This is a genomic window from Microbacterium memoriense (genome assembly GCF_025398275.1).
Taxonomy (GTDB): domain Bacteria; phylum Actinomycetota; class Actinomycetes; order Actinomycetales; family Microbacteriaceae; genus Microbacterium; species Microbacterium memoriense.
On sequence record NZ_JAODOR010000008.1, the window covers coordinates 1 to 22,308 of the forward strand.

General features: G+C 68.2%; 21 protein-coding genes. 12 read left to right on the forward strand and 9 right to left on the reverse strand.

All coding sequences use genetic code 11. The annotated features are described in order from the left end of the window. The 3 genes from N4R40_RS06420 to nusA all read right to left on the reverse strand — a co-directional run. Window positions 1-249 (reverse strand): translation initiation factor IF-2 N-terminal domain-containing protein (locus N4R40_RS06420; RefSeq protein WP_261606725.1); only part of this gene is annotated, 249 nt, incomplete at its 3' end. Between the two features lie 113 nt (window positions 250-362). Continuing rightward, window positions 363-614: a YlxR family protein gene (locus N4R40_RS06425; RefSeq protein ID WP_261606542.1), complete on the reverse strand. Its 252-nt coding sequence runs from the start codon at window positions 612-614 to the stop codon at window positions 363-365. A 9-nt stretch (window positions 615-623) separates the two neighbouring features. After that, complete coding sequence (nusA, locus tag N4R40_RS06430; RefSeq protein ID WP_261606543.1) at window positions 624-1,613, reverse strand: transcription termination factor NusA; 990 nt, start codon at window positions 1,611-1,613, stop codon at window positions 624-626. Window positions 1,614-1,736: 123 nt separating this feature from the next. Here nusA and N4R40_RS06435 point away from each other — a divergent pair, with 123 nt between their 5' ends. Both N4R40_RS06435 and N4R40_RS06440 read left to right on the forward strand, forming a co-directional pair. Next, window positions 1,737-2,378 carry an acetate uptake transporter family protein gene (locus tag N4R40_RS06435; RefSeq protein WP_261606544.1) on the forward strand — a complete coding sequence of 214 codons (642 nt, stop codon included), beginning with the start codon at window positions 1,737-1,739 and terminating at the stop codon, window positions 2,376-2,378. A 1-nt stretch (window position 2,379) separates the two neighbouring features. Continuing rightward, window positions 2,380-3,186, forward strand: coding sequence for a DUF1206 domain-containing protein (locus tag N4R40_RS06440; protein WP_261606545.1), 807 nt, complete (start codon window positions 2,380-2,382; stop codon window positions 3,184-3,186). 2 nt (window positions 3,187-3,188) lie between these two features. Here the strand turns inward: N4R40_RS06440 and N4R40_RS06445 are convergent, their stop codons facing one another. Next, the gene (locus tag N4R40_RS06445; protein WP_261606546.1) at window positions 3,189-4,253 is read right to left on the reverse strand and encodes an LOG family protein; all 1,065 of its coding nucleotides are present in this window, start codon (window positions 4,251-4,253) and stop codon (window positions 3,189-3,191) included. A gap of 102 nt (window positions 4,254-4,355) precedes the next feature. Between N4R40_RS06445 and N4R40_RS06450 the strand changes: the two genes are divergently transcribed. Beyond that, window positions 4,356-4,859 carry a pyridoxamine 5'-phosphate oxidase family protein gene (locus N4R40_RS06450; protein ID WP_261606547.1) on the forward strand — a complete coding sequence of 168 codons (504 nt, stop codon included), beginning with the start codon at window positions 4,356-4,358 and terminating at the stop codon, window positions 4,857-4,859. A 236-nt stretch (window positions 4,860-5,095) separates the two neighbouring features. Then, window positions 5,096-5,713, forward strand: a complete 618-nt coding sequence (locus N4R40_RS06455) for a glycosyltransferase (protein ID WP_261606548.1) — start codon at window positions 5,096-5,098, stop codon at window positions 5,711-5,713. Window positions 5,714-5,738: 25 nt separating this feature from the next. Here the strand turns inward: N4R40_RS06455 and N4R40_RS06460 are convergent, their stop codons facing one another. Together N4R40_RS06460 and N4R40_RS06465 are read right to left on the reverse strand one after the other, a co-directional pair. After that, on the reverse strand, window positions 5,739-6,191 hold the full coding sequence (locus N4R40_RS06460) for a DUF1622 domain-containing protein (RefSeq protein ID WP_261606549.1): 453 nt from the start codon (window positions 6,189-6,191) through the stop codon (window positions 5,739-5,741). A gap of 10 nt (window positions 6,192-6,201) precedes the next feature. Then, window positions 6,202-7,962 carry a proline--tRNA ligase gene (locus tag N4R40_RS06465; RefSeq protein ID WP_261606550.1) on the reverse strand — a complete coding sequence of 587 codons (1,761 nt, stop codon included), beginning with the start codon at window positions 7,960-7,962 and terminating at the stop codon, window positions 6,202-6,204. 61 nt (window positions 7,963-8,023) lie between these two features. Here N4R40_RS06465 and N4R40_RS06470 point away from each other — a divergent pair, with 61 nt between their 5' ends. From N4R40_RS06470 to N4R40_RS06480, 3 genes are all read left to right on the forward strand, one after another. Beyond that, window positions 8,024-9,460 carry an RNB domain-containing ribonuclease gene (locus tag N4R40_RS06470; protein ID WP_261606551.1) on the forward strand — a complete coding sequence of 479 codons (1,437 nt, stop codon included), beginning with the start codon at window positions 8,024-8,026 and terminating at the stop codon, window positions 9,458-9,460. A gap of 167 nt (window positions 9,461-9,627) precedes the next feature. Further along, the gene (locus N4R40_RS06475) at window positions 9,628-10,305 is read left to right on the forward strand and encodes a GntR family transcriptional regulator (protein WP_261606552.1); all 678 of its coding nucleotides are present in this window, start codon (window positions 9,628-9,630) and stop codon (window positions 10,303-10,305) included. Beyond that, window positions 10,302-11,321 carry a 1-aminocyclopropane-1-carboxylate deaminase gene (locus N4R40_RS06480; protein WP_261606553.1) on the forward strand — a complete coding sequence of 340 codons (1,020 nt, stop codon included), beginning with the start codon at window positions 10,302-10,304 and terminating at the stop codon, window positions 11,319-11,321. The genes N4R40_RS06475 and N4R40_RS06480 overlap by 4 nt, the downstream gene beginning before the upstream one ends. Before the next feature lie 55 nt (window positions 11,322-11,376). Here the strand turns inward: N4R40_RS06480 and N4R40_RS06485 are convergent, their stop codons facing one another. Continuing rightward, window positions 11,377-11,763 carry a hypothetical protein gene (locus N4R40_RS06485; protein WP_261606554.1) on the reverse strand — a complete coding sequence of 129 codons (387 nt, stop codon included), beginning with the start codon at window positions 11,761-11,763 and terminating at the stop codon, window positions 11,377-11,379. A 426-nt stretch (window positions 11,764-12,189) separates the two neighbouring features. Next, window positions 12,190-13,341, reverse strand: a complete 1,152-nt coding sequence (gene ispG / locus N4R40_RS06490) for a flavodoxin-dependent (E)-4-hydroxy-3-methylbut-2-enyl-diphosphate synthase (RefSeq protein ID WP_261606555.1) — start codon at window positions 13,339-13,341, stop codon at window positions 12,190-12,192. A 236-nt stretch (window positions 13,342-13,577) separates the two neighbouring features. Here ispG and N4R40_RS06495 point away from each other — a divergent pair, with 236 nt between their 5' ends. Then, complete coding sequence (locus tag N4R40_RS06495) at window positions 13,578-15,461, forward strand: chorismate-binding protein (protein ID WP_261606556.1); 1,884 nt, start codon at window positions 13,578-13,580, stop codon at window positions 15,459-15,461. A 10-nt stretch (window positions 15,462-15,471) separates the two neighbouring features. Here N4R40_RS06495 and N4R40_RS06500 read toward each other — a convergent pair whose 3' ends face one another. Next, window positions 15,472-16,776: a M50 family metallopeptidase gene (locus N4R40_RS06500; protein ID WP_261606557.1), complete on the reverse strand. Its 1,305-nt coding sequence runs from the start codon at window positions 16,774-16,776 to the stop codon at window positions 15,472-15,474. 75 nt (window positions 16,777-16,851) lie between these two features. On the opposite strand from N4R40_RS06500, the gene N4R40_RS06505 reads away from it, so the two are divergent. The 4 genes from N4R40_RS06505 (at window position 16,852) to pflB (ending at window position 22,304) form a co-directional block, all read left to right on the forward strand. After that, window positions 16,852-17,424: a hypothetical protein gene (locus N4R40_RS06505; RefSeq protein WP_261606558.1), complete on the forward strand. Its 573-nt coding sequence runs from the start codon at window positions 16,852-16,854 to the stop codon at window positions 17,422-17,424. A gap of 49 nt (window positions 17,425-17,473) precedes the next feature. After that, entirely contained in the window at window positions 17,474-18,166 is a 693-nt protein-coding gene (locus tag N4R40_RS06510) for a DUF1775 domain-containing protein (RefSeq protein WP_261606559.1), read from the forward strand. A gap of 63 nt (window positions 18,167-18,229) precedes the next feature. Beyond that, window positions 18,230-19,873, forward strand: coding sequence for a Mur ligase family protein (locus N4R40_RS06515; RefSeq protein WP_261606560.1), 1,644 nt, complete (start codon window positions 18,230-18,232; stop codon window positions 19,871-19,873). 169 nt (window positions 19,874-20,042) lie between these two features. After that, window positions 20,043-22,304 (forward strand): formate C-acetyltransferase, encoded by a 2,262-nt coding sequence (pflB, locus tag N4R40_RS06520; RefSeq protein WP_261606561.1) that lies wholly within the window; start codon window positions 20,043-20,045, stop codon window positions 22,302-22,304. Window positions 22,305-22,308 lie beyond the last annotated feature (4 nt).

Here is a 22,308-nt window from a genome sequence, read left to right on the forward strand (position 1 = left end):
TGCCGGAGCAGGCGCCGGACGCGCCGGGCCCGGGCGCGGACCCGAGGACGGGCGTGCCGCAGCGGCGGGCTTGGCGGGCGCCGACTCAGCGGGCTTGGCGGCGCCGTCTGCCTCGAGGGCAGCGCGGAGCTTGCGAGCCACGGGGGGCTCGATGGTGGATGAGGGGCTCTTGACGAATTCGCCGAGCTCCTTCAGCTTTGCAAGCGCGACCTTGCTGTCGACACCGAGTTCGGAAGCGATCTCGTGCACGCGCGGTTTGGCGTTAGCCACAATTCTCCTGTCTGAGGTCTCCCCCGGACAGGGCAGACCGTTATTGGCGGACGGGTCTCATTTCGAGCCGTTCACTGTGAGTCCATAGCCGTTCAGCCGTTTCGCTGGTGGGTGGTGGGAAAGGTCTGCGTGTCCAGCGGACCGGACACACGCAATGCACGTTCGAAAGCGCGACGCCGGATGGCGGTGTTCACGCAGTCATCCGTGGCATGCACCCACGCGCCTCGCCCGGGAAGGACGGCCTTCTCGTCACTGACGAGGACACCGGCCTGCTCCACAACCCGAAGAAGTGTGGAGCGGGGAGCGCGCGCGCGGCATCCCACGCACGTTCGAACAGGTTCCATCCTACCCCGTCACGCGTCTTCCAAGATGCTGTCGGGCTGGATGTCGATCTTGGCGCCCGTGAGCTTGGCCGCGAGGCGGGCGTTCTGACCCTCTTTGCCGATCGCGAGGGACAGCTGGTAGTCGGGCACGAGCGCGCGGACGGCCTTGATCGTCGCGTCGAGCACGAAGCTCGAGGTCACCTTGGCGGGCGACAGGGCGTTCGCGACGAACTTCGCCAGCTCCGGGTCGTAGTCGACGATGTCGATCTTCTCGCCACCGAGTTCTTCCGTGACGGCGCGGACGCGGCGTCCGAGTTCGCCGATGCACGCACCCTTCGCGTTGATGGCGGGATCGTTCGCCTTCACGGCGATCTTGGTGCGGTGCCCCGCCTCGCGTGCGAGCGAGACGATCTCGACGAGACCCGATGCGATCTCGGGAACTTCGAGCGCGAAGAGCTTGCGGACGAGCCCCGGGTGCGTGCGCGACACGGTGATCTGCGGGCCCTTCGTGCCCTTCGAGACGCCCGTGACGTAGACACGCAGACGCGCACCGTGGGGATACTCCTCGCCGGCGACCTGCTCTTCGGGCGGGAGGATGGCCTCGATCGTGCCGAGGTCGACGTGGACCATGCGGGGGTTCGGACCCTGCTGGATCACGCCGGCGACGATGTCGCCTTCCTTGCCCTTGAATTCGCCGAGAATCGCGTCGTCGGCGATGTCGCGCAAGCGCTGGCTGATGACCTGCTTCGCTGCGAAAGCAGCGATGCGGCCGAAATCGTCGGGCGTGGATTCTTCTTCGCCGACGACGATGTCGTCCTCGTCGAGAAGAGGCATGAAGATGGCGACGTGACCGGTTTTGCGGTCCAGCACCGCGCGGGCACCGGCCGGAAGGTCGTCGTCCGGGGAGGTGTGCTTCGCGTAGGCCGTCAGAATGGCCTGCTCGATGATGTGGACCAGTTCTTCGAAGGGAATCTCCTTCTCGCGCTCCACCGTGCGCAGCAGTCCCAGATCGATATCCACATTGGCCTCCCTATTCAGCTCTCGACGTCGGGTCACCCCGGCGCCATCCCATCAACGTTACCCGATCGCCGCTCCATCGGGCGGGGGATGCCGGAGGACTCCGACCCGGGCCATACTGGGCGAATGAGTTTGCGTAGCGCGAGTCGCGTCGCCCGTGAGAGCGGCCCCGCACCGATGTCCCCCGCCGATCCCGGCCTGATCGGGCTTCTCGGTTTCGTGATCGCCACTCTCACGGCCCAGCTTGCCCACCTCGGCGTGCAGAACGAGAGCGCCGTGTTCTGGGTCGGTGCGGTCTTCGGCGGAGTCGTTCAGGTGACGGCCGGGATGCTGTCGTACTTCATCGGCGACGACTTCCACTTCATGGTCTACAACGCGTTCGGCTGGTACTGGATCTGTATGCCGGGCTTCCTCCTCGGGGGCGAACTCGGGTTCTTCGAGGTCTCCGGGCCCGCTCGCCCACTGTTCGCGATGGTGTTCGCGATCCTGGCGTTCGGATTCATGTTCGCGGGGGCCTTGCACAACACGGTCCTTCCGCTCACGTTGCTGTGCGTCTCGATCGGACTCGGCCTCGAATCGATCGGGTACTTCGCCTCCTCGGATGCCCTGGGCGTCATCGGCGCATGGTTCTTGCTCGCGGCCTCCGCGTTGGCGGCGTACATGCTTGTCGAGAAGTTCTACTGGCGCACGATGCAACGCCGGATCGTCCCCCTCGGACCGCCGTGGTTGACGGCCGCAACCCGTGATCCGGTCGACCCGGAATCGTGACGTGAGCGAACACCCGGTCAAGGCCGCGGTACGCGACGCCGAAAGCAGCACCCCGCTGCGAGCGCTGGCTCGTGGCGGGTATGCGGCCAACGGGGTGGTGCATGCGCTCATCGGGGTGATCGTGCTCACGATCGCATCCGGGGCGCGCGGCGAGAGCGACCAGGCCGGCGCCTTCTTGGCGATCGCGGCCGCCCCGCTCGGCTTCGCCGCGCTGTGGATCCTTGCCGCGTTGCTGTGGGCACTCGGAATCTGGCACGTCCTGGAGGGCATCGTCGCCAGCCACGCCTCGGACGTGAAGAAGTGGGGCGTGCGCGTATCGGAGTGGGGTCAGGCGGTGGTGTTCGTTGCGCTCGGGACGATTGCCGCCTCCGTTGCCCTCGGCGCGAAACCCAGCGGCGACAGTGCCGCCAAAGCGGCGAGTCGCGGGGTGCTGAATCTCCCGGGCGGGTCGTGGCTGCTCGCACTCATCGGTGTCGGGATCGGAATCGGCGGGATCTCGTTCGTCGTGATGGGAGTGCGTCGGAGCTTCGAGAAGAAGATCTCCCTCCCGTCGGGGCCGACGGGCGCGGTCGTCGCAACCCTGGGTGTCGTGGGTTTCGTCGCGAAGGGCGTCGCGCTCACGATCGTCGGCGTGCTGCTGGTGGTCGCCGCTGTGAAAGTCGACGCCGAATCGGCCGGCGGCCTCGACGGGGCGATCCAAGCCCTGTTGGACGTCTTCCTCGGGCCGCTTCTGGTCGGCCTCGTCGGCGCGGGGTTCATCGCGTACGGCGTCTTCTGCTTTTTCCGCGCACGCTACGCGCGCCTCTGAGCTCAGGTTGCCGGATGGGGCGGAGCCGCTGGTTCCGGAGCGCTCCCGAGCGCGCTGACCGCTCGGATGAGGTGGAAGAGGGATCCGACCTGAACCTGCTCGTAGCGCATGACCAGGCGCGGCAGATGGATGCGGTCGTCATCGTCGCGCTCGACGCGCAACGGTCCACGGTGTTCGATCTCTCCGCTGGAAAGGAGATGACCGAACCGCGCGTTCAGAGCGGCGACCTCCTCCGCCGTCGGCTCTGCCCGCAGGCGCAGCACGAGCCGACCACCGACCCAGCGGAGCGAGTCGTAGTTGCGCCAGAACCCGGTGATCTCCGCCGCCGCCGCGTCGACCGAGTCGGTGATGAGGACCCGGTCGAGGTCATCGGGTGAGATCACGCCGGCGGGGATCAACTGCTCATCGACGTATCGCTTGAACCCCATCCAGAAGTCACCGCCGGGCGCATCGAGCAGCACGATCGGTGTCGGCTCGGCTTTTCCGGTCTGTTGCAGGGTGAGCAACTCGAACATCTCGTCGAGAGTGCCGAATCCGCCCGGCACGCAGATGAATCCGCTGGATTCCTTCACCAGCATGAGCTTGCGGGTGAAGAAGTACTTCATCGCGACGTTGTTCGCGGTCGAGGCGATCACGGCGTTCGGCTTCTCCTCGAACGGCAGCCGGATCGACACGCCCAGCGACCGGTGGGGACCGGCGCCCTCCGCGGCCGCCTGCATGATCCCGGGACCCGCTCCGGTGACGACCATCCACCCGCGCTCGGCGAGCACCGCGGCAACCGCCGACGCCTGCCGGTACAGCGCGTCATCAGGCCGGGTGCGGGCGGAGCCGAACACCGTGACCTTCGGGATGCCCCGATACGGCGCGAAGAGGCGGAAAGCGGCGCGCATCTCCGTCAACGCCGCCGACGTGATCTTCAGATCGAGGCGATCGGTGCCGTCGAGGCCCAGTCCGACGCCGGTCGCAAGGATGCGGGCGACCAAGTCGGGATCATGGGTCACCCCGGCATCCGTCAACAGGGCACGGATGTCATCGGTGGCTTCGGGCGGGATGGAGCTCTCCGTCATGCACCCAGCCTGGCACGTCGGACGAGCACCCGGTGTCCGCTGAGTGAACGGAGCGTTGTCAATCCCCTGCCCCGTTTCCGGAGTCAGTGACACCGTGAAACCATGACTGAGATCACTGGAACGGAAGCCCTCGCGCGCGTCAAGGAACTCGTCGAGGACATCGACTTCACGATGCTGACGACGGTCGACGACGACGGGCACCTCGTGAGCAGGCCCATGTCGACGCGCCAGATGGATGACGCGGGAGACATCTGGTTCTTCACCTCCGAAGACACGGAAAAGGTCGACGAGGCACGCGCCCATCGCGACGTCGGCCTCTCGTACTGCGACGCGAAGGGGATGCGGTACGTCTCGGTGGCAGGTGTGGCCAGCGTCGTGCACGACGCCGCGAAGATGGACGAGCTGTACACCGCTTCGCTCGACATCTGGTTCGAAGACGGACTCGACACCCCGGGGATCGTGCTGCTGAAGGTGACCCCGACCGTGACGGAGTTCTGGGAGCCGGCGAAGGGCAAGATCGCGATGGCGGCCGGGATGCTGCGCTCGCTCGTCACGAAAGACACGCCTGACGACGACATCGTGAACCACGGCAAGATCCAGTGCTGATAGCCGCACAGCGGGGCCCCGTGACAAGACCGACGCACCGCGCCACACTGAGGCCATGGCGCGGTTCTTCCTGACGGCGATGCCCTTCTCGGGCCACGTCGCACCCCTCGCGGCGGTGGCGGCGGCCCTCGTCGCGCGCGGGCACGAGGTGCGCGCGTGAGGCGGTCGGTCTGGCGAAAGCCCCCGTCGGGTTCGACCGTCAGGTGTGGTCCCCGGGGCTGATTCTCGCTTCCGGCGTGCCCGCGCTCGATTTCGACCTACCGGATCGGCCCGCCCGGCTGCACTGGGTCGGACGACTCGCCGTACCCGAGCCCGTTCCGCGCCCGTCCTGGTGGGGCGACCTCGAGGGGCGACGGGTGATCGCCGTCACGCAGGGCACGCAGAATGTCGATCCGACGGACCTGCTGCATCCGACGTGGGAGACGCTCGCCGACGTTGACGCGCTCGTCGTCGCGTCAACCGGTGTGCGCGGGGAGGATTCTCTCCCGTTCCCCGTGCCCGCGAACGCTCGGACCTCCGCGATGCTGCCGTTCGACGACCTGCTTCCCCGGGCGGACCTGCTCGTGACCAACGGTGGATGGGGTGGCGTGCTGACAGCGCTCTCCCACGGCGTGCCGCTCGTCGTCGGGGGTGGCGACCTCGACAAACCCGAAGTCGCCGGACGGGTGGATGCCGCCGGAGCCGGAATCAATCTCCGCACCGGGCGGCCCGAACCTCACGACATCCGCGCGGCGGTCGACCGCGTGCGCACAGACGCTCGCTACCGGGAACGTGCGCGGGAAATCTCGGAACAACTCACCGCGGCCGGCGGTGCTGTGCAAGCAGCGGAGGTGCTCGAGACCTTCACGAGATGACGTGCAAGGGCGCAGCAGTGGCTCATCAGAGCCGGCCCTCGCGCTCTGTGTCACCGGCCGACGTCGTACGGGTCGCGGCCGACGCCGTGCGGTCCCGAGCCACTGCGTCGCCGATGACCTGACCGCCGCTCGTAAGGAGCGCCCGACGCCACGGCAGGACGCCCTCGATCTCGATCTGGATCGACATCGACAGCACCGTCCGAATGAGGACGATGAGTCCGAGGATGACGGCATCCTCCAGCGACGGCTTCGAGGTGATCGTGCGGATCAGGTCGGCTGCGACGAGCACCTCCAAGCCCAGCAGGATCGCGGCGCCGAGCGTCGTGCGCAGGATCTGGAACGCGGCCTGCCCGCCGTCGCCGCGACGGAGCGCGCGGACGCCGAGGACCACGGCGACCACGAACCCGCTGGACATCGCGAGCGCGCCGATCATCTCGAAGACGAGGGCGACGGTCGCGAAGGCGGGCTCGATATCCATGTCTGTTCTTCTAGCGGGATGCCGTGAGCCGCGCGAGAGCGTCGGCGACCGACACGACATCGCGGTCGCCGGTACGGCGATCCCACAGCTCGACCTCACCGTCGGCGGCACCGCGGCCGACGATGACGATCAGCGGCACTCCGACCAGTTCGGCGTCGCCGAACTTGACCCCGGGCGAGACCTTCGGGCGGTCGTCGTAGAGCACGTCCAGCCCCGCGGACTCGAGCTGCGCCGACACCTGTTCGGCCAACGCGAACGCCGCGGCGTCTCGACCCGTCGCCACCACGTGAACATCGAACGGCGCGATCGACGCCGGCCAGACGAGACCCTTCGCGTCATTGTTGAGCTCGGCGAGGATCGCGAGGATGCGCGTGACCCCGATGCCGTACGAACCCATCGTCACGGTGACGAGCTTGCCGTTCTCATCGAGCACCTTGAGCCCCAGCGTCTCGGCGAAGAAGCGCCCGAGTGCGAACACATGGCCGATCTCCATACCGCGCGCGATCTCGACGGGACCCGAACCGTCCGGCGCGGGGTCACCGGCGCGGACGTTGGCGACCTCGACGAATCCGTCGCCGTCGAAGTCACGACCCGCGACGAGCGAGTGCACGTGCTTCTGATCGATGTTGGCACCCGTGATCCACGCCGTACCCTCCACGACCCGCGGGTCCAGGAGATAGCGGATGCCGGTGGCCGACTCCTCTCCGAGGATCGCACCCTCCGGTGACCAGGGACCGATGTAGCCCTTGACGAGCAGCGGGTGCTTCTCGAAGTCCTCGGGCGTCGCGGGCTCGACCGCCGCCGGAGCGAAGGCGACCTCGGCACGCTTGTCGTCGACCTCACGGTCGCCCGGAAGACCCACGACGACGAGCTCACGCGAACCGTCGAGATGAGTGAGGGCCAGGACCACATTCTTCAACGTGTCGGCGGCGGTGTACTCCCCCGCCAGCACCGCGTTGGAGTGCGCGACGAGCGTGTCGATCGTCGGCGTGTTCGGCGAGTCGAAGATCACCGCAGCGGGCAGGCCGTCGAGCGCAATCGGCGCCGGGGCGACCGTCGTGAACGCCTCGACGTTGGCGGCATAGCCGTTCGCCGAACGCACGAATGTGTCCTCGCCCACGGCGATCGGATGCAGGAACTCCTCGCTGCGCGCTCCGCCCATCAGGCCGTTGTCGGCGGCGACGATGACGTACTCGAGCCCGAGGCGCTGGAAGATGCGCTCGTAGGCATCGCGCTGCGACTGGTACGACGCATCCTGGCCTGCATCGGTGTAGTCGAAGGAGTACGCATCCTTCATCGTGAACTCGCGCCCGCGCAGGAGCCCGGCACGGGGACGGGCCTCGTCGCGATACTTGTCCTGGATCTGGTAGATCGTCAGGGGCAGATCCTTGTAGGACGAGTAGAGGTCCTTCACGAGAAGCGTGAACATCTCCTCGTGCGTCGGTGCGAGCAGATAGTCGGCGCCGCGACGGTCCTGCAGCCGGAAGATCCCATCGCCGTACGACGTCCACCGTCCCGACTGCTCGTACGGGTCGCGGGGAAGGAGCGCGGGGAAATGCACCTCGAATGCCCCCGCGGCCGTCATCTCGTCGCGGATGATGCCTTCGATCTTCGCCTTGACCTTCAGACCCAGTGGCAGCCAAGTGAAGATGCCGGGTGCAGCGCGGCGGATGTATCCGGCGCGCACGAGCAGCCGATGGCTGGTGACCTCGGCGTCGGCCGGGTCTTCGCGGAGCGTGCGGAGGAAGAATGTGCTGAGACGGGTGACCACGAGGACCAAGCTTAGCCAGCCGATCCCTCCCCGTCGGCGGGGCGCCGCCTACACTGACCCCGTGCTCCCTCGCCGCTCACACCTCGTCCCTCCGGGGGCACGCGGAGAACTCGCTGCCGCCCTGCAGGAGCTGCGCGACGAGCTCACCCTGCCCGCGGTCTTTCCGCCTGACGTCCAGGCCGCGGCCGAACGAGCGGCGAGCGCCGTATCGACCGATCCGGCCGCGGCCGGACTCGCCGATCTACGCGAGATCGAGTTCCTCACGATCGACCCGGTAGGGTCCACCGACCTCGACCAGGCCCTGCACCTGGAGCGGACGGCATCCGGTGCCGTCCTTCACTACGCGATCGCCGACGTCCCGGCGTACGTGGCGCCCGACGGTCCCGTCGATGCCGAGGCGCGCCGCCGCGGCCAGACACTGTACGCACCCGACGGGCGGATCCCCCTGCATCCGCCCGTCTTGAGCGAGGATGCCGCATCGCTGCTGCCCGGCTGCGACCGTCGCGCCTACGTCTGGCGGTTCGAGCTCGACGAGGGGGCACGTCCGCGGGCGACGATCCTGGTGCGCGGCATCGTGCGCTCGCGCGCGCAGTGGAGCTACGAGGACGCACAGCAAGCGATCGAGGCCGGCGCGGCGCCCGCGTCCCTCGCGGCCCTGGCGTGGTTCGGGCACCAGCGCGCCGAGCGGGAGCGGGAGCGCGGGGGTGCGAGCCTCAATATGCCCGAAACACGGGTGACCGCCGAGGGCGACGGGTACCGGATCGAGCAATCCGACGGCGTGCCCCTCGAAGACTGGAACGCGCATGTGTCTCTGCTGACGGGGATGACCGCCGCCGAGATCATGGTGCGTGGAAAGGTCGGCATCCTGCGGACCATGCCGCCGGCTGATCCCGCCGCCGTCGCGGCATTCCGCGCGCAGACCATCGCACTCGGGCGGCCCTGGGCCGAGGCGGTGCCCTACGGTGACTACCTGCGCAGCCTCGGGCGAGGTCCCCTCGAGCGCGCCGTGCGGGAGTACGCGGCCGGTCTCTTCCGCGGAGCGGGGTATGTCACTTTCGACGGCGCCGTGCCCGACGAGATCATGCAGGCGGCGATCGGCGCGCCCTACGCCCACACGACGGCGCCGCTGCGCCGACTCGTCGACCGGTGGTCGCTCGTGATCTGCGAAGCGCTGGCGAACGGACGGGAGGTCCCCGCGTGGGCCCGCGGGAGCCTCGGCGCCCTCCCGGATCTGATGGCGCGGAGTTCGCAGAAGGCGAGCCAGCTCGCCGCAGGCGCCCTGGACCGCGTCGAAGCGGCTCTGCTGCACGGACGCGAGGGCCAGGAGTTCACCGGGATCGTGCTCCGCCAGGCCGGGGACGGCGCGCGCGTGCAGCTGCACGACCCGCCCGTCGTCGCCAAGATCAAAGAGCTCACCGCCGCGCCCGGGACCGCGGTGCGCCTCCGGCTCACGTCGGCATCGGTGGCCGACGGAGTCGTCACTCTCGTTCCCGCCTGAGCGCGGTCCTGGCGTCGTCCTCGTCACCCCACCCGTGCGAGTTGCAGGCTGAATCGACCTCTTCGGCCGCTCTTGGCCCGGCGCGACACGATCCAGCCTGCTTTCGGCACGCGTCGCACGCTGACCCTCATTCACGGCCTGGTGGATTATGCGATATATTGCATATCATGCCTATTCCGTCCGAGACCCTGCCGCCGCGCGGACTCCTCCGCGACGATGTCTTCGCGCGGCTCCGCGACGCGATCGTGGACGGCACGCTTGCTCCCGACGAGCAACTCCGCGACGGCGAGCTCGCCACATGGCTCGGCGTCAGCCGCACTCCGGTCCGTGAAGCGCTGCTCGAGCTCGGCCGAGCCGGGCTCGTCCGCGCGATCCCCGGTCGTTCGACGGTCGTCACACCGATCGACGAACGCAGTGTCCGCGATGCCCGGGCCGTCGTGGCGGCCATGCACGCGCTCGCGGTGCGCCACGCCGTGCCCCTCTTGAGCGACCGCGATCTGGATCGCATGCGGCACGCGAACGTCGCCTTCGCCGCCGCGCGGTCCGCCGGCGACATTGACGGCGCCCTCCGCGCCGACGCCGACTTCCACGCTGTGGCGCTCGAGGTCTCGGACAACGCTGCTGTCCGCTCGGTCATCGCGCAGTACGAGCCGGTGCTCCACCGCGCCGAGCGGTTGCGGTTCGCCTCCCACGAGGGCGCCGAATCGGTCGAGCGCCACGAGAGGCTCACCGCGCTGTGCGCCGCAGGCGACGCCGACGGCGCAGCCCGACTCGCCGAGCAGACCTGGCAGACGCTCGGCCCCCTCACCGACCCCGACCCCCACACAAAAGGACCGCACGCATGAAGCTGCACGAGTTCCCCCGCCACCCACTCACGTTCGGCCCGAGCCCGCTGCAGCACCTGAAGCGCCTCACACAGCACCTCGGCGGCGCGCAGGTCTGGGCCAAGCGCGAAGACGTCAACAGCGGCCTGGCCTTCGGCGGCAACAAGGTGCGCAAGCTCGAATACATCGTTCCCGATGCGCTCGCCGCGGGCGCCGACACGCTCGTCTCGATCGGCGGGTACCAGTCCAACCACACACGTGCGGTGGCCGCGGTCGCCGCACACCTCGGGCTCAAGGCTCGGCTGGTGCAGGAGAAGTGGGTGCCGTGGGACGACGACACCAACGACAAGGTGGGCAACATCCTGCTCTCGCGCATGATGGGCGCCGACTCGCGGCTCGATGACGCCGGCTTCGACATCGGTATCCGGGATTCGTGGAAGCAGGCGCTCGAAGAGGTCGAGATGGCCGGCGGCACGCCGTACCCGATCCCCGCGGGCGCGTCGGAGCACCCGCTCGGCGGACTCGGCTTCGCGAACTGGGCCTTCGAAGTCGCCGAGCAGGAGAAGCAGCTCGGGGTGTTCTTCGACACGATCGTCGTCTGCACGGTGACCGGTTCGACCCACGCCGGGATGATTGCGGGCTTCGCCGCGCTCGAAGACCTCACGGGAGTCAAACGCCGCGTGATCGGCATCGACGCTTCCGCCACGCTTCAGAAGACCCGCGACCAGGTCGGGCGCATCGCCCGGAACACCGCCGCGCTCATCGAGCTCGGCCGCGATCTCCGCGACGACGAGATCCAGGTTCTCGAGGGGTGGGCGGGCGACCTGTACGGCATCCCCGTCGACTCGACGATGAACGCGATCGCGCTCGGCGCGCAGCTGGAAGCGATGATCACCGACCCCGTCTACGAGGGGAAGTCCCTCGCGGGCCTCATCGATCTCGTCGGCTCACGCGACATCCCGAAGGACTCCACCGTCCTCTACGCCCACCTGGGTGGCCAGCCCGCGATCAACGCCTACCACTCCCTCTGGAGCTGAGTACTCGGGAGTCTCTCGAGACGGCAGAATCCGTCTCCGCCTCAGGCGGTGGCGATCAGCCAGCCGCGAGTGCGGAGAGTGCGCGGCCGGCGATGTCGGCGACCTGGGCGATGTCGTCCCCCGCGGAGACCGAGATCACGTTCACGCCGTCGGTTGCGTAGACGATCCCGAACGTCGTCGCGACGACAGCATCCTCAGCACCGGCGACCGAGATGGGTTCCATTCCCGGTGTGGCGAGGATCGCGGGCCAATTCCATGCGGCGCCGGGTGCGATCGTGGTGTTGCCGATGTGGAACGGGGCGTCGGACCCTGTCGCATCGCCATCCGTGTACCACGGGCAGTATTGCTCTACGTCGGCCGATCTCAGAAGCGCCATCTCGGGCTGCTCCGAACCCTCCCACCAGCCGTCGACGTACGGCCCGGCGGCGGCTTCCAACGACATGCTCTCGTGCAGATCTGCGCACGCGTCGAGCGTCCACCACGTGGGCGCGACATCGGCGCGCTGCGCGTCCCACGTGGAACGCGCGTTGGTGACAGCCGCGTCGATCGTGGCGGCGAGAATATCGGTCGGCGGTTCAGGCGACGGAGAGGATGCGATGGATCCTCACGCCTTCATCCTCACATCCGGAACCTGCCTCACGGGCAACGGGGGTGTGACGATCTAGCTCATCGCATGTCGGTCGCAGCATGCGATGAGCTCAGGAGGTGCGGCGGGAGGCAGCGGAGACCGCTATCAACGCGCTCGCAAGGCTGCGGGGACAGCCTCTGCGGCAGCGACAGGGGCGACGTGACGCGGAGAGGTAGCCCTTGCACACCGGAGCGATGTGGCGCTGGCCGCAGCGCATAACGATCACGGCATGCATTGAGATCAGGCGGTGATGACCTGCGCCGTGCCGATCTGGGCGTCGGGGCCCATCTCATCGGCGATGCGGCGCGCTTCCTCGATGAGGGTCGCGACGATGTCGGCCTCGGGGACGGTCTTGACGACCTCGCCCTTAACGAAGATCTGGCCCTTGCCGTTACCGGAGGCGACGCCCAGGTCGGCCTCACGTGCTTCACCCGGACCGTTCACGACGCAGCCCATGACCGCGACGCGGAGCGGGACGGTGACGTCTTTGAGGCCCTCGGTGACGTTGTCAGCCAGCGAGTAGACATCGACCTGCGCGCGCCCACACGAGGGGCACGACACGATCTCGAGTTTGCGTTCGCGGAGGTTCAGCGACTGCAGGATCTGGTGGCCGACCTTGACCTCTTCGGCCGGCGGCGCAGAGAGCGAGACGCGGATCGTGTCGCCGATGCCCTCCGACAGCAGAATGCCGAAGGCCGTCGCGGACTTGATCGTGCCCTGGAACGCCGGGCCGGCCTCGGTGACGCCGAGGTGCAGCGGCCAGTCACCCATCTCGGCGAGCAGGCGGTAGGCCTTCACCATCACGATCGGGTCATTGTGCTTCACCGAGATCTTGAAGTCGTGGAAGTCATGCTCCTCGAAGAGGGATGCTTCCCATCGCGCGCTCTCGGCGAGCGCCTCGGGCGTCGCCTTGCCGTACTTCTGCAACAGACGCGGGTCGAGCGATCCGGCGTTCACGCCGATGCGGAGGGACACCCCGGCATCCTTCGCGGCCTTCGCGATCGATCCGACCTGGTCGTCGAACTTGCGGATGTTCCCGGGGTTGACGCGGACGGCGGCGCAGCCGGCGTCGATCGCCTGGAAGACATACTTCGGCTGGAAGTGGATGTCGGCGATGACCGGGATCTGACTCTTCTTCGCGATGATGTGCAGCACATCCGCGTCGTCCTGACTGGGGACGGCCACACGCACGATCTCGCAGCCGGATGCCGTGAGCTCGGCGATCTGCTGGAGCGTTCCGTTGATGTTGGTCGTCGGCGTCGTGCACATCGACTGGACGCTGATGGGAGCGTCACCGCCGACGAGGACTTTTCCGACCTTGATCTGACGGCTCTTGCGGCGGGGGGACAAAACGTCCGGCACGCGCGGCATCCCGAGATTGACTGCTGGCACGCCTCCCAGCCTACGACCCCGAGACGCCCGTCGGCCGGTGTTCACCTGAGCGGATGCCGCGAACCGGCGCCGGATCGCCGTCTCCGCCGCGTGCTAGTGTGACCGCATGTTCGCACGCGCATCGTGGTGGCCCACCCGCTGAAGCGGTGTGTGCGTTCGAACAAGCAGACCGCCCGCTGAGGCGGTCTTTTCGTTCCCGCGACGATGGCCCGCCCGATGATACGAAAGGCCCGGCGATGATCCCGAGCCCCGCTCACCTGGACGCGCTCCGGCGCTCCGGTCGCCCGTTCGCCTTGATCGCGCGCGACGGCGCGACGGTGGAGGTCCTCACCGGCGCTGTCGTCGACGTCGCTCTGCTGGCCGACATTCCGCTGACGGATGCCGTCGGCGCCCCGCGTGAAGTGCTTGCCCTTGTACCGTTCCGCCAGGTCATCGAGCGCGGATTCGAGTGCCACGACGACCACGCCCCGCTGCGGTGTCTCGTCGTCGATGAGCACACCCACCTCCCGCTCGAGGAGGCGCTCGGTGCATTGCCGACCGCCCCCGTGCCGCTCCACGCCGCAGGCTTCGACATCGCCGATGACGAATACGCCGACATCGTCCGCCGCGTGATCGCCGACGAGATCGGTCGCGGCGAGGGCGCGAACTTCGTCATCCGACGTGATTTCACGGCATCCATCGACGAAGACCCGGTCACGGCCGGACTCACCTGGTTCCGCGCTCTCCTCGAACACGAACGCGGCGCCTACTGGACCTTCCTCATCGTCACCGACGGGCACGTCGCGGTGGGCGCGAGCCCGGAGGCGCACGTCAGCGCGCAGGCCGGCGTCGTCACGATGAACCCGATTTCGGGGACTTTCCGTCATCCGGCGGGAGGGGCGACCGCGGCGACCCTCACCGAGTTCCTCTCCTCGACGAAGGAGACCGAAGAGCTCTTCATGGTCGTCGACGAAGAGCTGAAGATGATGTCGGCAGTCTGCAGCGACGGCGGCCGGATCACCGGGCCGCACCTCAAGGAGATGTCCCGCCTCACGCACACGGAGTACATGCTCCGTGGCCAGAGCACGATGGATCCGCGCGACATCCTCCGCGAGACGATGTTCGCCCCGACCGTGACCGGTTCGCCCATGCAGAATGCCTGCACCGTCATCCGGCGGCACGAGCGCGCCCCGCGCGGGTACTACTCCGGTGTCGCGGCACTGTTCACGCCACGCGCCGACGGCACCCACGATCTGGATGCGCCGATCCTCATCCGGACGGCCTATCTCCAGGACGGCACTCTGCGTGTGCCGGTCGGCGCGACTCTCGTGCGCCACTCCGACCCGGACGGCGAGGTCGGCGAGACCCACGGCAAGGCCGCCGGTGTTCTGGGAGCGATCGGCGCCGTCCCCCGCGACGCCGTCGCGGAATCCGCCGTCGATCTCGATGCGCCGACCGCGCCGGCGCGGGCCCTCGCGGATGACCCGGCGATCGCCGAACTGCTCGCGTCGCGCAATGCGCGCCTTGCGGCTTTCTGGCTCAACCCCCAGGGTGGCGAAGCCCCCGCGTCGGGACGCACCGCCGTCGTCGTCGACGCCGAGGACCGCTTCACCACGATGCTCGCGCACCAGCTGCGCCACCTGGGCTTCACGGTCACGATCACTCCGTGGACCGAGGTCGACCCGCTGACGCTCGACGACGTCGATCTCGTCGTCGCGGGCCCCGGCCCCGGTGACCCGCGCGACGACGACAACGCGCGCATCGCGGCAATGCGCGCCGTCGTCCACGCACGACTGACCGCAGAGCGGCCGCTGTTGGCGGTCTGCCTCAGCCATCAGATCCTCGCCGACCGGCTCGGGATCGCACTCGCGCCGCTCGATGCCCCGCATCAGGGACTGCAGAAGACCGTCGACCTCTTCGGGGTCCCGGCTTCCATCGGCTTCTACAACACGTTCACGGCGCGGGTCCCCGCGGGCACGGAGACGATCGGTGAGACGGCGGTCTCGGCCGATCCGTCATCCGGCGATGTGTACGCGCTCCGCGGCCCCGGCTACGCGTCGGTGCAGGGCCACCTGGAGTCGATCCTGTCGCGCGACGGTCTGACGACGCTCGAGCGCCTGGTCACCCACGCGCTCAGCTGAGCCCCGCCGCTCAGCCGAGGAGCGAAATCGGATTGACGACGTCCGCCAGGATCAGGATGCCGCCCATCACGATCAGGCCGATCACCACGACGAACGTGACCGGGACGAGCTTGGTCGCGTCGACCGGTTTCGGCGCCGGGCGACCGAACAGTTTCGCCCAGGCGCGCTTGATGCCGTCCCACAACGCGACCACCACGTGGCCGCCGTCGAGCGGCAGCAAGGGGATCAGGTTGAAGACGAACAGCGCGATGTTGAGCGATGCGAGAAGTCCCAGGAGCCCTGACACGCGGTTCAGGATCGGGGCATCGACCGACGCCACTTCCCCCGCCAGGCGCCCGGCACCGACGACGGACAACGGGCCGTTCGGGTCGCGCTCCTGACCGGTGACCATGTCGGCGGCGGTCTGGTAGATCTTGGCCGGCAGTTGCCAGATGATCCCGGCGACCTGCTGCGTCTGCTCGAGCGCCGCCTCGGGGCCCGACCAGATCGATTGACGGACATAATCGACCGTCGCGGTCATCCCGACGAAGCCGACCTCGGCGGTGGTCACCTGGCCGTCGGCGCCCTGCACCTGACGTTCGGCGAGCATCGGCATCACCTGCAGGCTCTGCGTGGTGCCATCTCGCAGGACGACGACCTCGAGTGCCGTGTCGGGCGAGGCTTGGATGATCGCCGACGCCTCGGCGAACGTGTCGACCGGGGTGCCGTCGACCGAGACGAGAATGTCGCCCGGCAGGATGCCGGCCTCCGCCGCCGGTGATGCCGGATCGGCATCGGTGCACGCACGGTCGGGGTCGTCAGCGGCGGTCAGCACACATTCGTTCACCGACGCGATCGTCGTGGTCGCGGTCTGCACACCGATTCCGCTGAAGATGATCGCGAACAGCACGAACGCCAGGAGGAGATTCATGACGGGGCCGCCGAGCATGATGACGACGCGCTTCCAGACCGACAGTTCGTAGAAGTTGCGGTGAGTGTCGTCGGCGGCGAGCGTGTCGTCGTTGGCGGAACGGGCATCCTGCACCATCGTCGCGAAGAAGCCGCCGCCCGCCTTGCCTTCTCCGTTCGCCGACGGCGAGGGCGGGTACATGCCGGCCATCGAGATGTAGCCGCCGAGCGGGATCGCTTTGACGCCGTACTCGGTCTCGCCGAAGCGACGCGAGAACAGGGTCGGTCCGAAACCGATCATGTACTGCCCCACGCGCACGCCGAATTTCTTCGCCGGCAGCAGGTGCCCCATCTCGTGCAGCGCGATCGAGACGGCGAGCCCCACGACGAGCAGGGCGACACCGATGATGAAGGCAATGACGGTCACGAGCGATCACGCTACCTGCCGACGCTTGGAATTGGCCCAGCCGTGGCTGCCCCGTCGGGCCGGTAGGCTTCAGGCGTGCAGAAAGAGCGGATGCGAGCACGCCGACTGCGGGTTCTCCGCGGCTCGGCCGCGGCGTTCGTGGCGACGATCCTCGCCTCCACGGCACACACGCTCTCCGGCGGCGGCGCACCCCCGCTCTGGCTCCTGCTCGCCGTGACCGTGCTCGCGGTGCCGATCGCCGTCGCGCTCATCGGCCGGCGTCCCTCGCTTCCCCGGCTCGCAGGCACCGTCGCCGTCGCGCAGATCATGTTGCACACCGCCTTCGCTGCGGTCGGCACCGATGCTCCCGCGACTCTCCACGGCCACATGCACACTCTTGCGTCCTTCGATGTAGCGCTGTCCCCGACGGACGCCGGGATGACCGCCGGGCATGCCGTCGCGGCGGTCGTCACGACGTTCCTGCTCGCGACCGGCGAGCGGATGCTGGCGGCCACCGCCCGCGGCATCCGGCGCGTGCTGCGTGCGCCCGATCCCCGCGCACTTCCGGTCGCCGCACCCCCACGTCCGGTGTCCTGGCGACCGCGCCTGCACGCCGTCCTGATCCTCACTTCTATGTCACGACGGGGGCCGCCGGCGTTCGCTCACTGAGCAACGCCGCTCCGGCGGCATCCCTTCTTCACAGACACAGAGAGATCGCATGAACACCACAACCCCTGCACGCCGTCGCGCGCGCCTTTTCGCCGGCGTCCTCGCCGGTGCCGCCCTGGTCGTCGCTGCCCCGCTGGCCGCGTCGGCACACGTCCACGTGACGCCGGAAGACTCGGCCGCCGGAGCGTCGACGCGCTTGGCTTTCAGCTTCAGCCACGGGTGCGAGGATTCCCCGACCACGGCGCTCGTGTTCGATCTGCCCGAGGGCATCGACGGCGCAACCCCCGTTCTCGACGGGGCGTGGACCATCACCCGCGTCGCCGGCGACGACGGCATTCCGACGCAGCTGACCTACACCGCCGTCACCCCGGTCGAGAACGGGATCGCGGCGAGCGTCGAAATGGACGTCATCTTCGCGTCGTCCGTTTCGGACTCCGACGTCGCCTTCCCGATCCTTCAGGAGTGCGTCACCGGCGAAACCGATTGGGCGGAGGTCGTGACCGACGGCCAGACCGCGGATGACCTCGAGGCGCCGGCACCCGTCGTCGCCGTCGGTGAGGTCGCCGCCACGGACGGCCACGGCCACGCCGAGGCCGAGGCCGACACGGATGAGCACGCCGAGGCGACCGACCACGCCGAGGCCGCTCCCGCCGCCGACCCGACGGCTCTGTGGCTGTCCGGCGGTGCGCTGGTCGTCGCGCTCGCGGCGCTCGGCGTCGCGCTCTTCCGCCGCCGCGCGTGAGCACGGCGAGGCGGGGATTCGCGTCCCCGCCTCGCCGCCCCCGGGTGAGAGGATGGACGGGATATGCCCAGCGATTCGACTCCCGCCCAGTTGCCTCCCGTCCTCCGGCCCTCCCGCCCGCCGGAGCGATTCCTCGTGGAGCTCGCCGAGCGGTTCGACGGCCGCATCGAGGGTGACGGATCAGGCGTCATCCTCACCGGCCTCACCCTCGCCACCGCCGACCTCCGCGCCGGCGAGGCGTTCGTCGCGATCCAGGGCGTCAACCGTCACGGCGCCGAATTCGCGATGACCGCAGCCGAGAAGGGTGCCGTCGCGATCGTGACGGATGGCGCCGGCGCCGCCATCGCCGCCCCGGCCGGGCTGCCGATCGTCGTCGTAGCGAACCCGCGCGCGATCCTCGGCGACCTGTCGGCCTGGGTCTACGCAACGTCCGAAGACCTGCCGGTGCTCCTCGCGACGACCGGCACCAACGGCAAGACGAGTGTCTCGCATCTCCTCGAGGGCATCCTCGGCCAGCTCGATGTCGTCACCGGGTTGTCTTCCACCGCCGAACGACACATCGCCGGCGAGGTCATCGTCTCGCGCTTGACGACCCCCGAAGCGAGCGAATTCCACGCACTTCTCGCGCTCATGCGCGAGCGCGGAGTCGAGGCTGTGGCGGTCGAGGTGAGTGCACAGGCCCTCAGCCGTCACCGTGTCGACGGCATCGTCTTCGATGTCGCGGGCTTCACGAACCTCACCCACGATCACCTCGACGACTACGCCGACATGCGCGAGTACTTCGAGGCGAAACTCCCGCTCTTCCGCCCCGATCGCGCGCGTCGCGGTGTCGTGTGCCTCGATTCGAGCTACGGAGCCGAGGTCGCCGCTCGCAGCGATGTGCCCGTCGTGACCATCATCACGCCGGACATCGCCACCGATCCCGAGACTCCCGCCGACTGGACCGTGCACATCGTCGCCGAGCGCCAGGACGGCACCGAGTTCACCCTCACAGGTCCCGCCGGGACGCTGACGACCACGGTCCCGGTGATCGGTCGGCACATGGCCGCCAATGCCGGGCTCGCAATCGTCATGTTGCTCGAGGCCGGCTACGACTGGTCGCGGCTTGTCGCGGCTCTCGGCGGTCGCCGAATCGACGCCCATCTCCCGGGACGCACACAACGGGTCTCGGGCGATGACGGTCCTGCCGTCTACGTCGATTTCGGCCACTCTCCGGATGCGTTCGAGAAGACGCTCGCCGCCGTCCGGCGCGTGACACCGGGACGCGTCGTCATGCTGTTCGGCGCCGATGGCGACCGTGACAAGACCAAACGCCACGACATGGGGCGCACGGGCGTGCTCGGCAGCGACGTCCTGATCGTCACCGACCACCACCCTCGCCACGAGGATCCGGATGAGATCCGGCGCGCCCTCATCGAAGGCGCTCGGCGCGCGCAGCCGGATGCCGAGATCTACGAGTACTCACCCCCGGAGCGCGCGATCCTCGAAGCGGTGAAGCTCGTCGGTGACGGTGATGCCGTCCTATGGGCCGGTCCCGGCCATCAGGACTACCGCGACATCCGCGGCGTCCGCACGCCCTACTCGGCGCGAGAGCTTGCGCGGCGCGCGCTGCGCGATGCGGGCTGGGCCGTCCCGGAGCCCTCGTGGCATGTTCCGTACCCGGATGAGTCGACCCCGCTTTCGGACCCCACGCGCCCGCTGTCCTGACACCATTCCGAGAGCGGGATGCTTGTGGACTGACTACGAGAATCTTGCCGTCATCGACGTTTTCATTGTCGATTCCGTGCACCTTCCGGTGTGGTCGGACCACAAGGTTTAACCTGAGAGCACGACTCCCTTGAAGAGCCGATCCCACGAGGATAAGGAAGCGATCCCGATGACTACTCTCACCCCCGCCGCACAAGATGTGCAGCCCGCCGCCTGGACCGGATTCACCACCGGACCGTGGCAGGACGACATCGACGTCCGCGACTTCATCCAGCGCAACTACACGCCCTACACCGGTAGCGCGACGTTCCTGGCCGGCCCCACGGACCGCACGACGCGTGTGTGGTCGACGCTGAGCGACATGTTCCCGGAAGAGCGCGAAAAGGGCATCTACGATGTCGACACCCACACTCCCGCGAGCATCGTTGCGCACGCGCCCGGCTACATCAGTGACGATGACAACCTCATCGTCGGTCTGCAGACCGACGCGCCGCTCAAGCGAGCGATCATGCCCAACGGCGGCTGGCGCATGGTCGAAGGCGCGCTCAACACGTATGGCTACGAGGTTGACGAGAGCCTGAAAGAGGTCTTCACGAAGTACCGCAAGACCCACAACGAGGGTGTCTTCGACGCGTACTCCCCCAACGTCCGTGCCGCGCGCAGCTCGCACATCATCACGGGTCTTCCCGACGCTTACGGCCGTGGCCGCATCATCGGCGACTACCGCCGCGTCGCGCTCTACGGCGTCGACGCGCTGATCGCCGCCAAGAAGGTCGACAAGCTCGGCCTCGACACGACGCCGTTCACGGAAGAAGTCGTGCGGATGCGCGAAGAGCACGCAGAGCAGATCCGCGCGCTCGGCGAGCTCAAGCAGATGGCTGCCTCCTACGGCGTCGACATCTCCGGCCCCGCCAAGACGGCCCGTGAAGCCGTCCAGTGGCTGTACTTCGCATATCTCGGTGCCGTCAAGGAGCAGAACGGCGCGGCGATGTCGCTCGGCCGCACCTCGACCTTCCTCGACATCTTCATCGAGCGCGATCTCGCCGCCGGCCTCATCACCGAGTCCGAGGCCCAGGAGATCATCGACGACTTCGTCATCAAGCTCCGCATCGTCCGCTTCCTGCGTACTCCCGAGTACGACGCCCTCTTCTCCGGCGACCCGACGTGGGTCACCGAGACGATCGGCGGTATGGGCGAAGACGGTCGTCCCCTCGTCACAAAGAACTCGTTCCGCTACCTGCAGACGCTCTACAACCTCGGCCCGGCCCCCGAGCCCAACATGACGGTGTTCTGGAGCCCCAACCTTCCGCAGGGCTTCAAGGACTTCTGCGCTCAGGTCTCGATCGACACGTCCGCCGTCCAGTACGAGTCGGATGAGATCATCCGGCCGGCGTGGGGTGATGACGCGGCGATCGCGTGCTGCGTGAGCCCGATGCGCGTCGGCAAGCAGATGCAGTTCTTCGGCGCTCGCGTCAACCTCGCCAAGACCCTCCTCTACGCCATCAACGGCGGCCGCGACGAGGTCTCGGGCAAGCAGATCTCCCCCGTTGCGGCGCCCGTCGCCGAGGGACGACTCGACTTCGATGACGTCATGGCCCGGTTCGACCTCACGATGGACTGGCTCGCGGAGACCTACGTCGAGGCGCTCAACTGCATCCACTGGTCGCACGACAAGTACGCCTACGAACGCCTCGAGATGGCGCTCCACGACAAGGACGTGCTGCGTACGATGGCCTGCGGCATCGCCGGCCTCTCGGTCGCGACCGACTCGCTGTCGGCGATCAAGTACGCCTCGGTCACCCCGGTGTTCGACGATCGCGGTGTCGTGGTCGACTACATCACCGAGGGCGAGTATCCGACCTACGGCAACGACGATGACCGCGCCGACGACATCGCCGTTGACCTGGTCGAGCGTTTCATGGCGAAGATCCGTCGTCACCCGATGTATCGCAACGCCATGCCGACCCAGTCGGTGCTGACGATCACGTCGAACGTCGTCTACGGCAAGGCCACCGGCAACACGCCCGACGGCCGCCGCGCCGGAGAGCCCTTCGCTCCGGGTGCCAACCCGATGAACGGCCGCGACACCCACGGGATGCTGGCTTCGGCGCTGTCGGTCGCCAAGTTGCCGTACGACCAGTCTCAGGACGGCATCTCGCTGACCAACACGGTGGTCCCCTCTGGTCTCGGCCGGACGAAGGACGAGCAGATCGCCAACCTGGCGGGTCTTCTCGACGCCTACGTCGGTTCTCAGGGCTACCACATGAACGTCAACGTCCTCAACCGGGACACTCTCGAAGACGCCATGGAGCACCCCGAGAACTACCCGCAGCTGACGATCCGTGTGTCCGGCTACGCCGTGAACTTCGTGCGACTGACGCGCGAGCAGCAGCTCGATGTCCTGTCGCGCACATTCCACGGCGCGATCTGACGCG

Excerpts from the sequence above, each read along its gene's own strand:
- N4R40_RS06425 (WP_261606542.1), bottom strand. The coding sequence starts at position 614 with ATGGAACCTGTTCGAACGTGCGTGGGATGCCGCGCGCGCGCTCCCCGC.
- N4R40_RS06435 (WP_261606544.1), top strand. The coding sequence starts at position 1,737 with ATGAGTTTGCGTAGCGCGAGTCGCGTCGCCCGTGAGAGCGGCCCCGCA.
- N4R40_RS06445 (WP_261606546.1), bottom strand. The coding sequence starts at position 4,253 with ATGACGGAGAGCTCCATCCCGCCCGAAGCCACCGATGACATCCGTGCC.
- N4R40_RS06450 (WP_261606547.1), top strand. The coding sequence starts at position 4,356 with ATGACTGAGATCACTGGAACGGAAGCCCTCGCGCGCGTCAAGGAACTC.
- N4R40_RS06460 (WP_261606549.1), bottom strand. The coding sequence starts at position 6,191 with ATGGATATCGAGCCCGCCTTCGCGACCGTCGCCCTCGTCTTCGAGATG.
- N4R40_RS06475 (WP_261606552.1), top strand. The coding sequence starts at position 9,628 with ATGCCTATTCCGTCCGAGACCCTGCCGCCGCGCGGACTCCTCCGCGAC.
- N4R40_RS06480 (WP_261606553.1), top strand. The coding sequence starts at position 10,302 with ATGAAGCTGCACGAGTTCCCCCGCCACCCACTCACGTTCGGCCCGAGC.
- N4R40_RS06485 (WP_261606554.1), bottom strand. The coding sequence starts at position 11,763 with ATGTCGTTGGAAGCCGCCGCCGGGCCGTACGTCGACGGCTGGTGGGAG.
- N4R40_RS06495 (WP_261606556.1), top strand. The coding sequence starts at position 13,578 with ATGATCCCGAGCCCCGCTCACCTGGACGCGCTCCGGCGCTCCGGTCGC.
- N4R40_RS06510 (WP_261606559.1), top strand. The coding sequence starts at position 17,474 with ATGAACACCACAACCCCTGCACGCCGTCGCGCGCGCCTTTTCGCCGGC.
- N4R40_RS06515 (WP_261606560.1), top strand. The coding sequence starts at position 18,230 with ATGCCCAGCGATTCGACTCCCGCCCAGTTGCCTCCCGTCCTCCGGCCC.
- pflB (WP_261606561.1), top strand. The coding sequence starts at position 20,043 with ATGACTACTCTCACCCCCGCCGCACAAGATGTGCAGCCCGCCGCCTGG.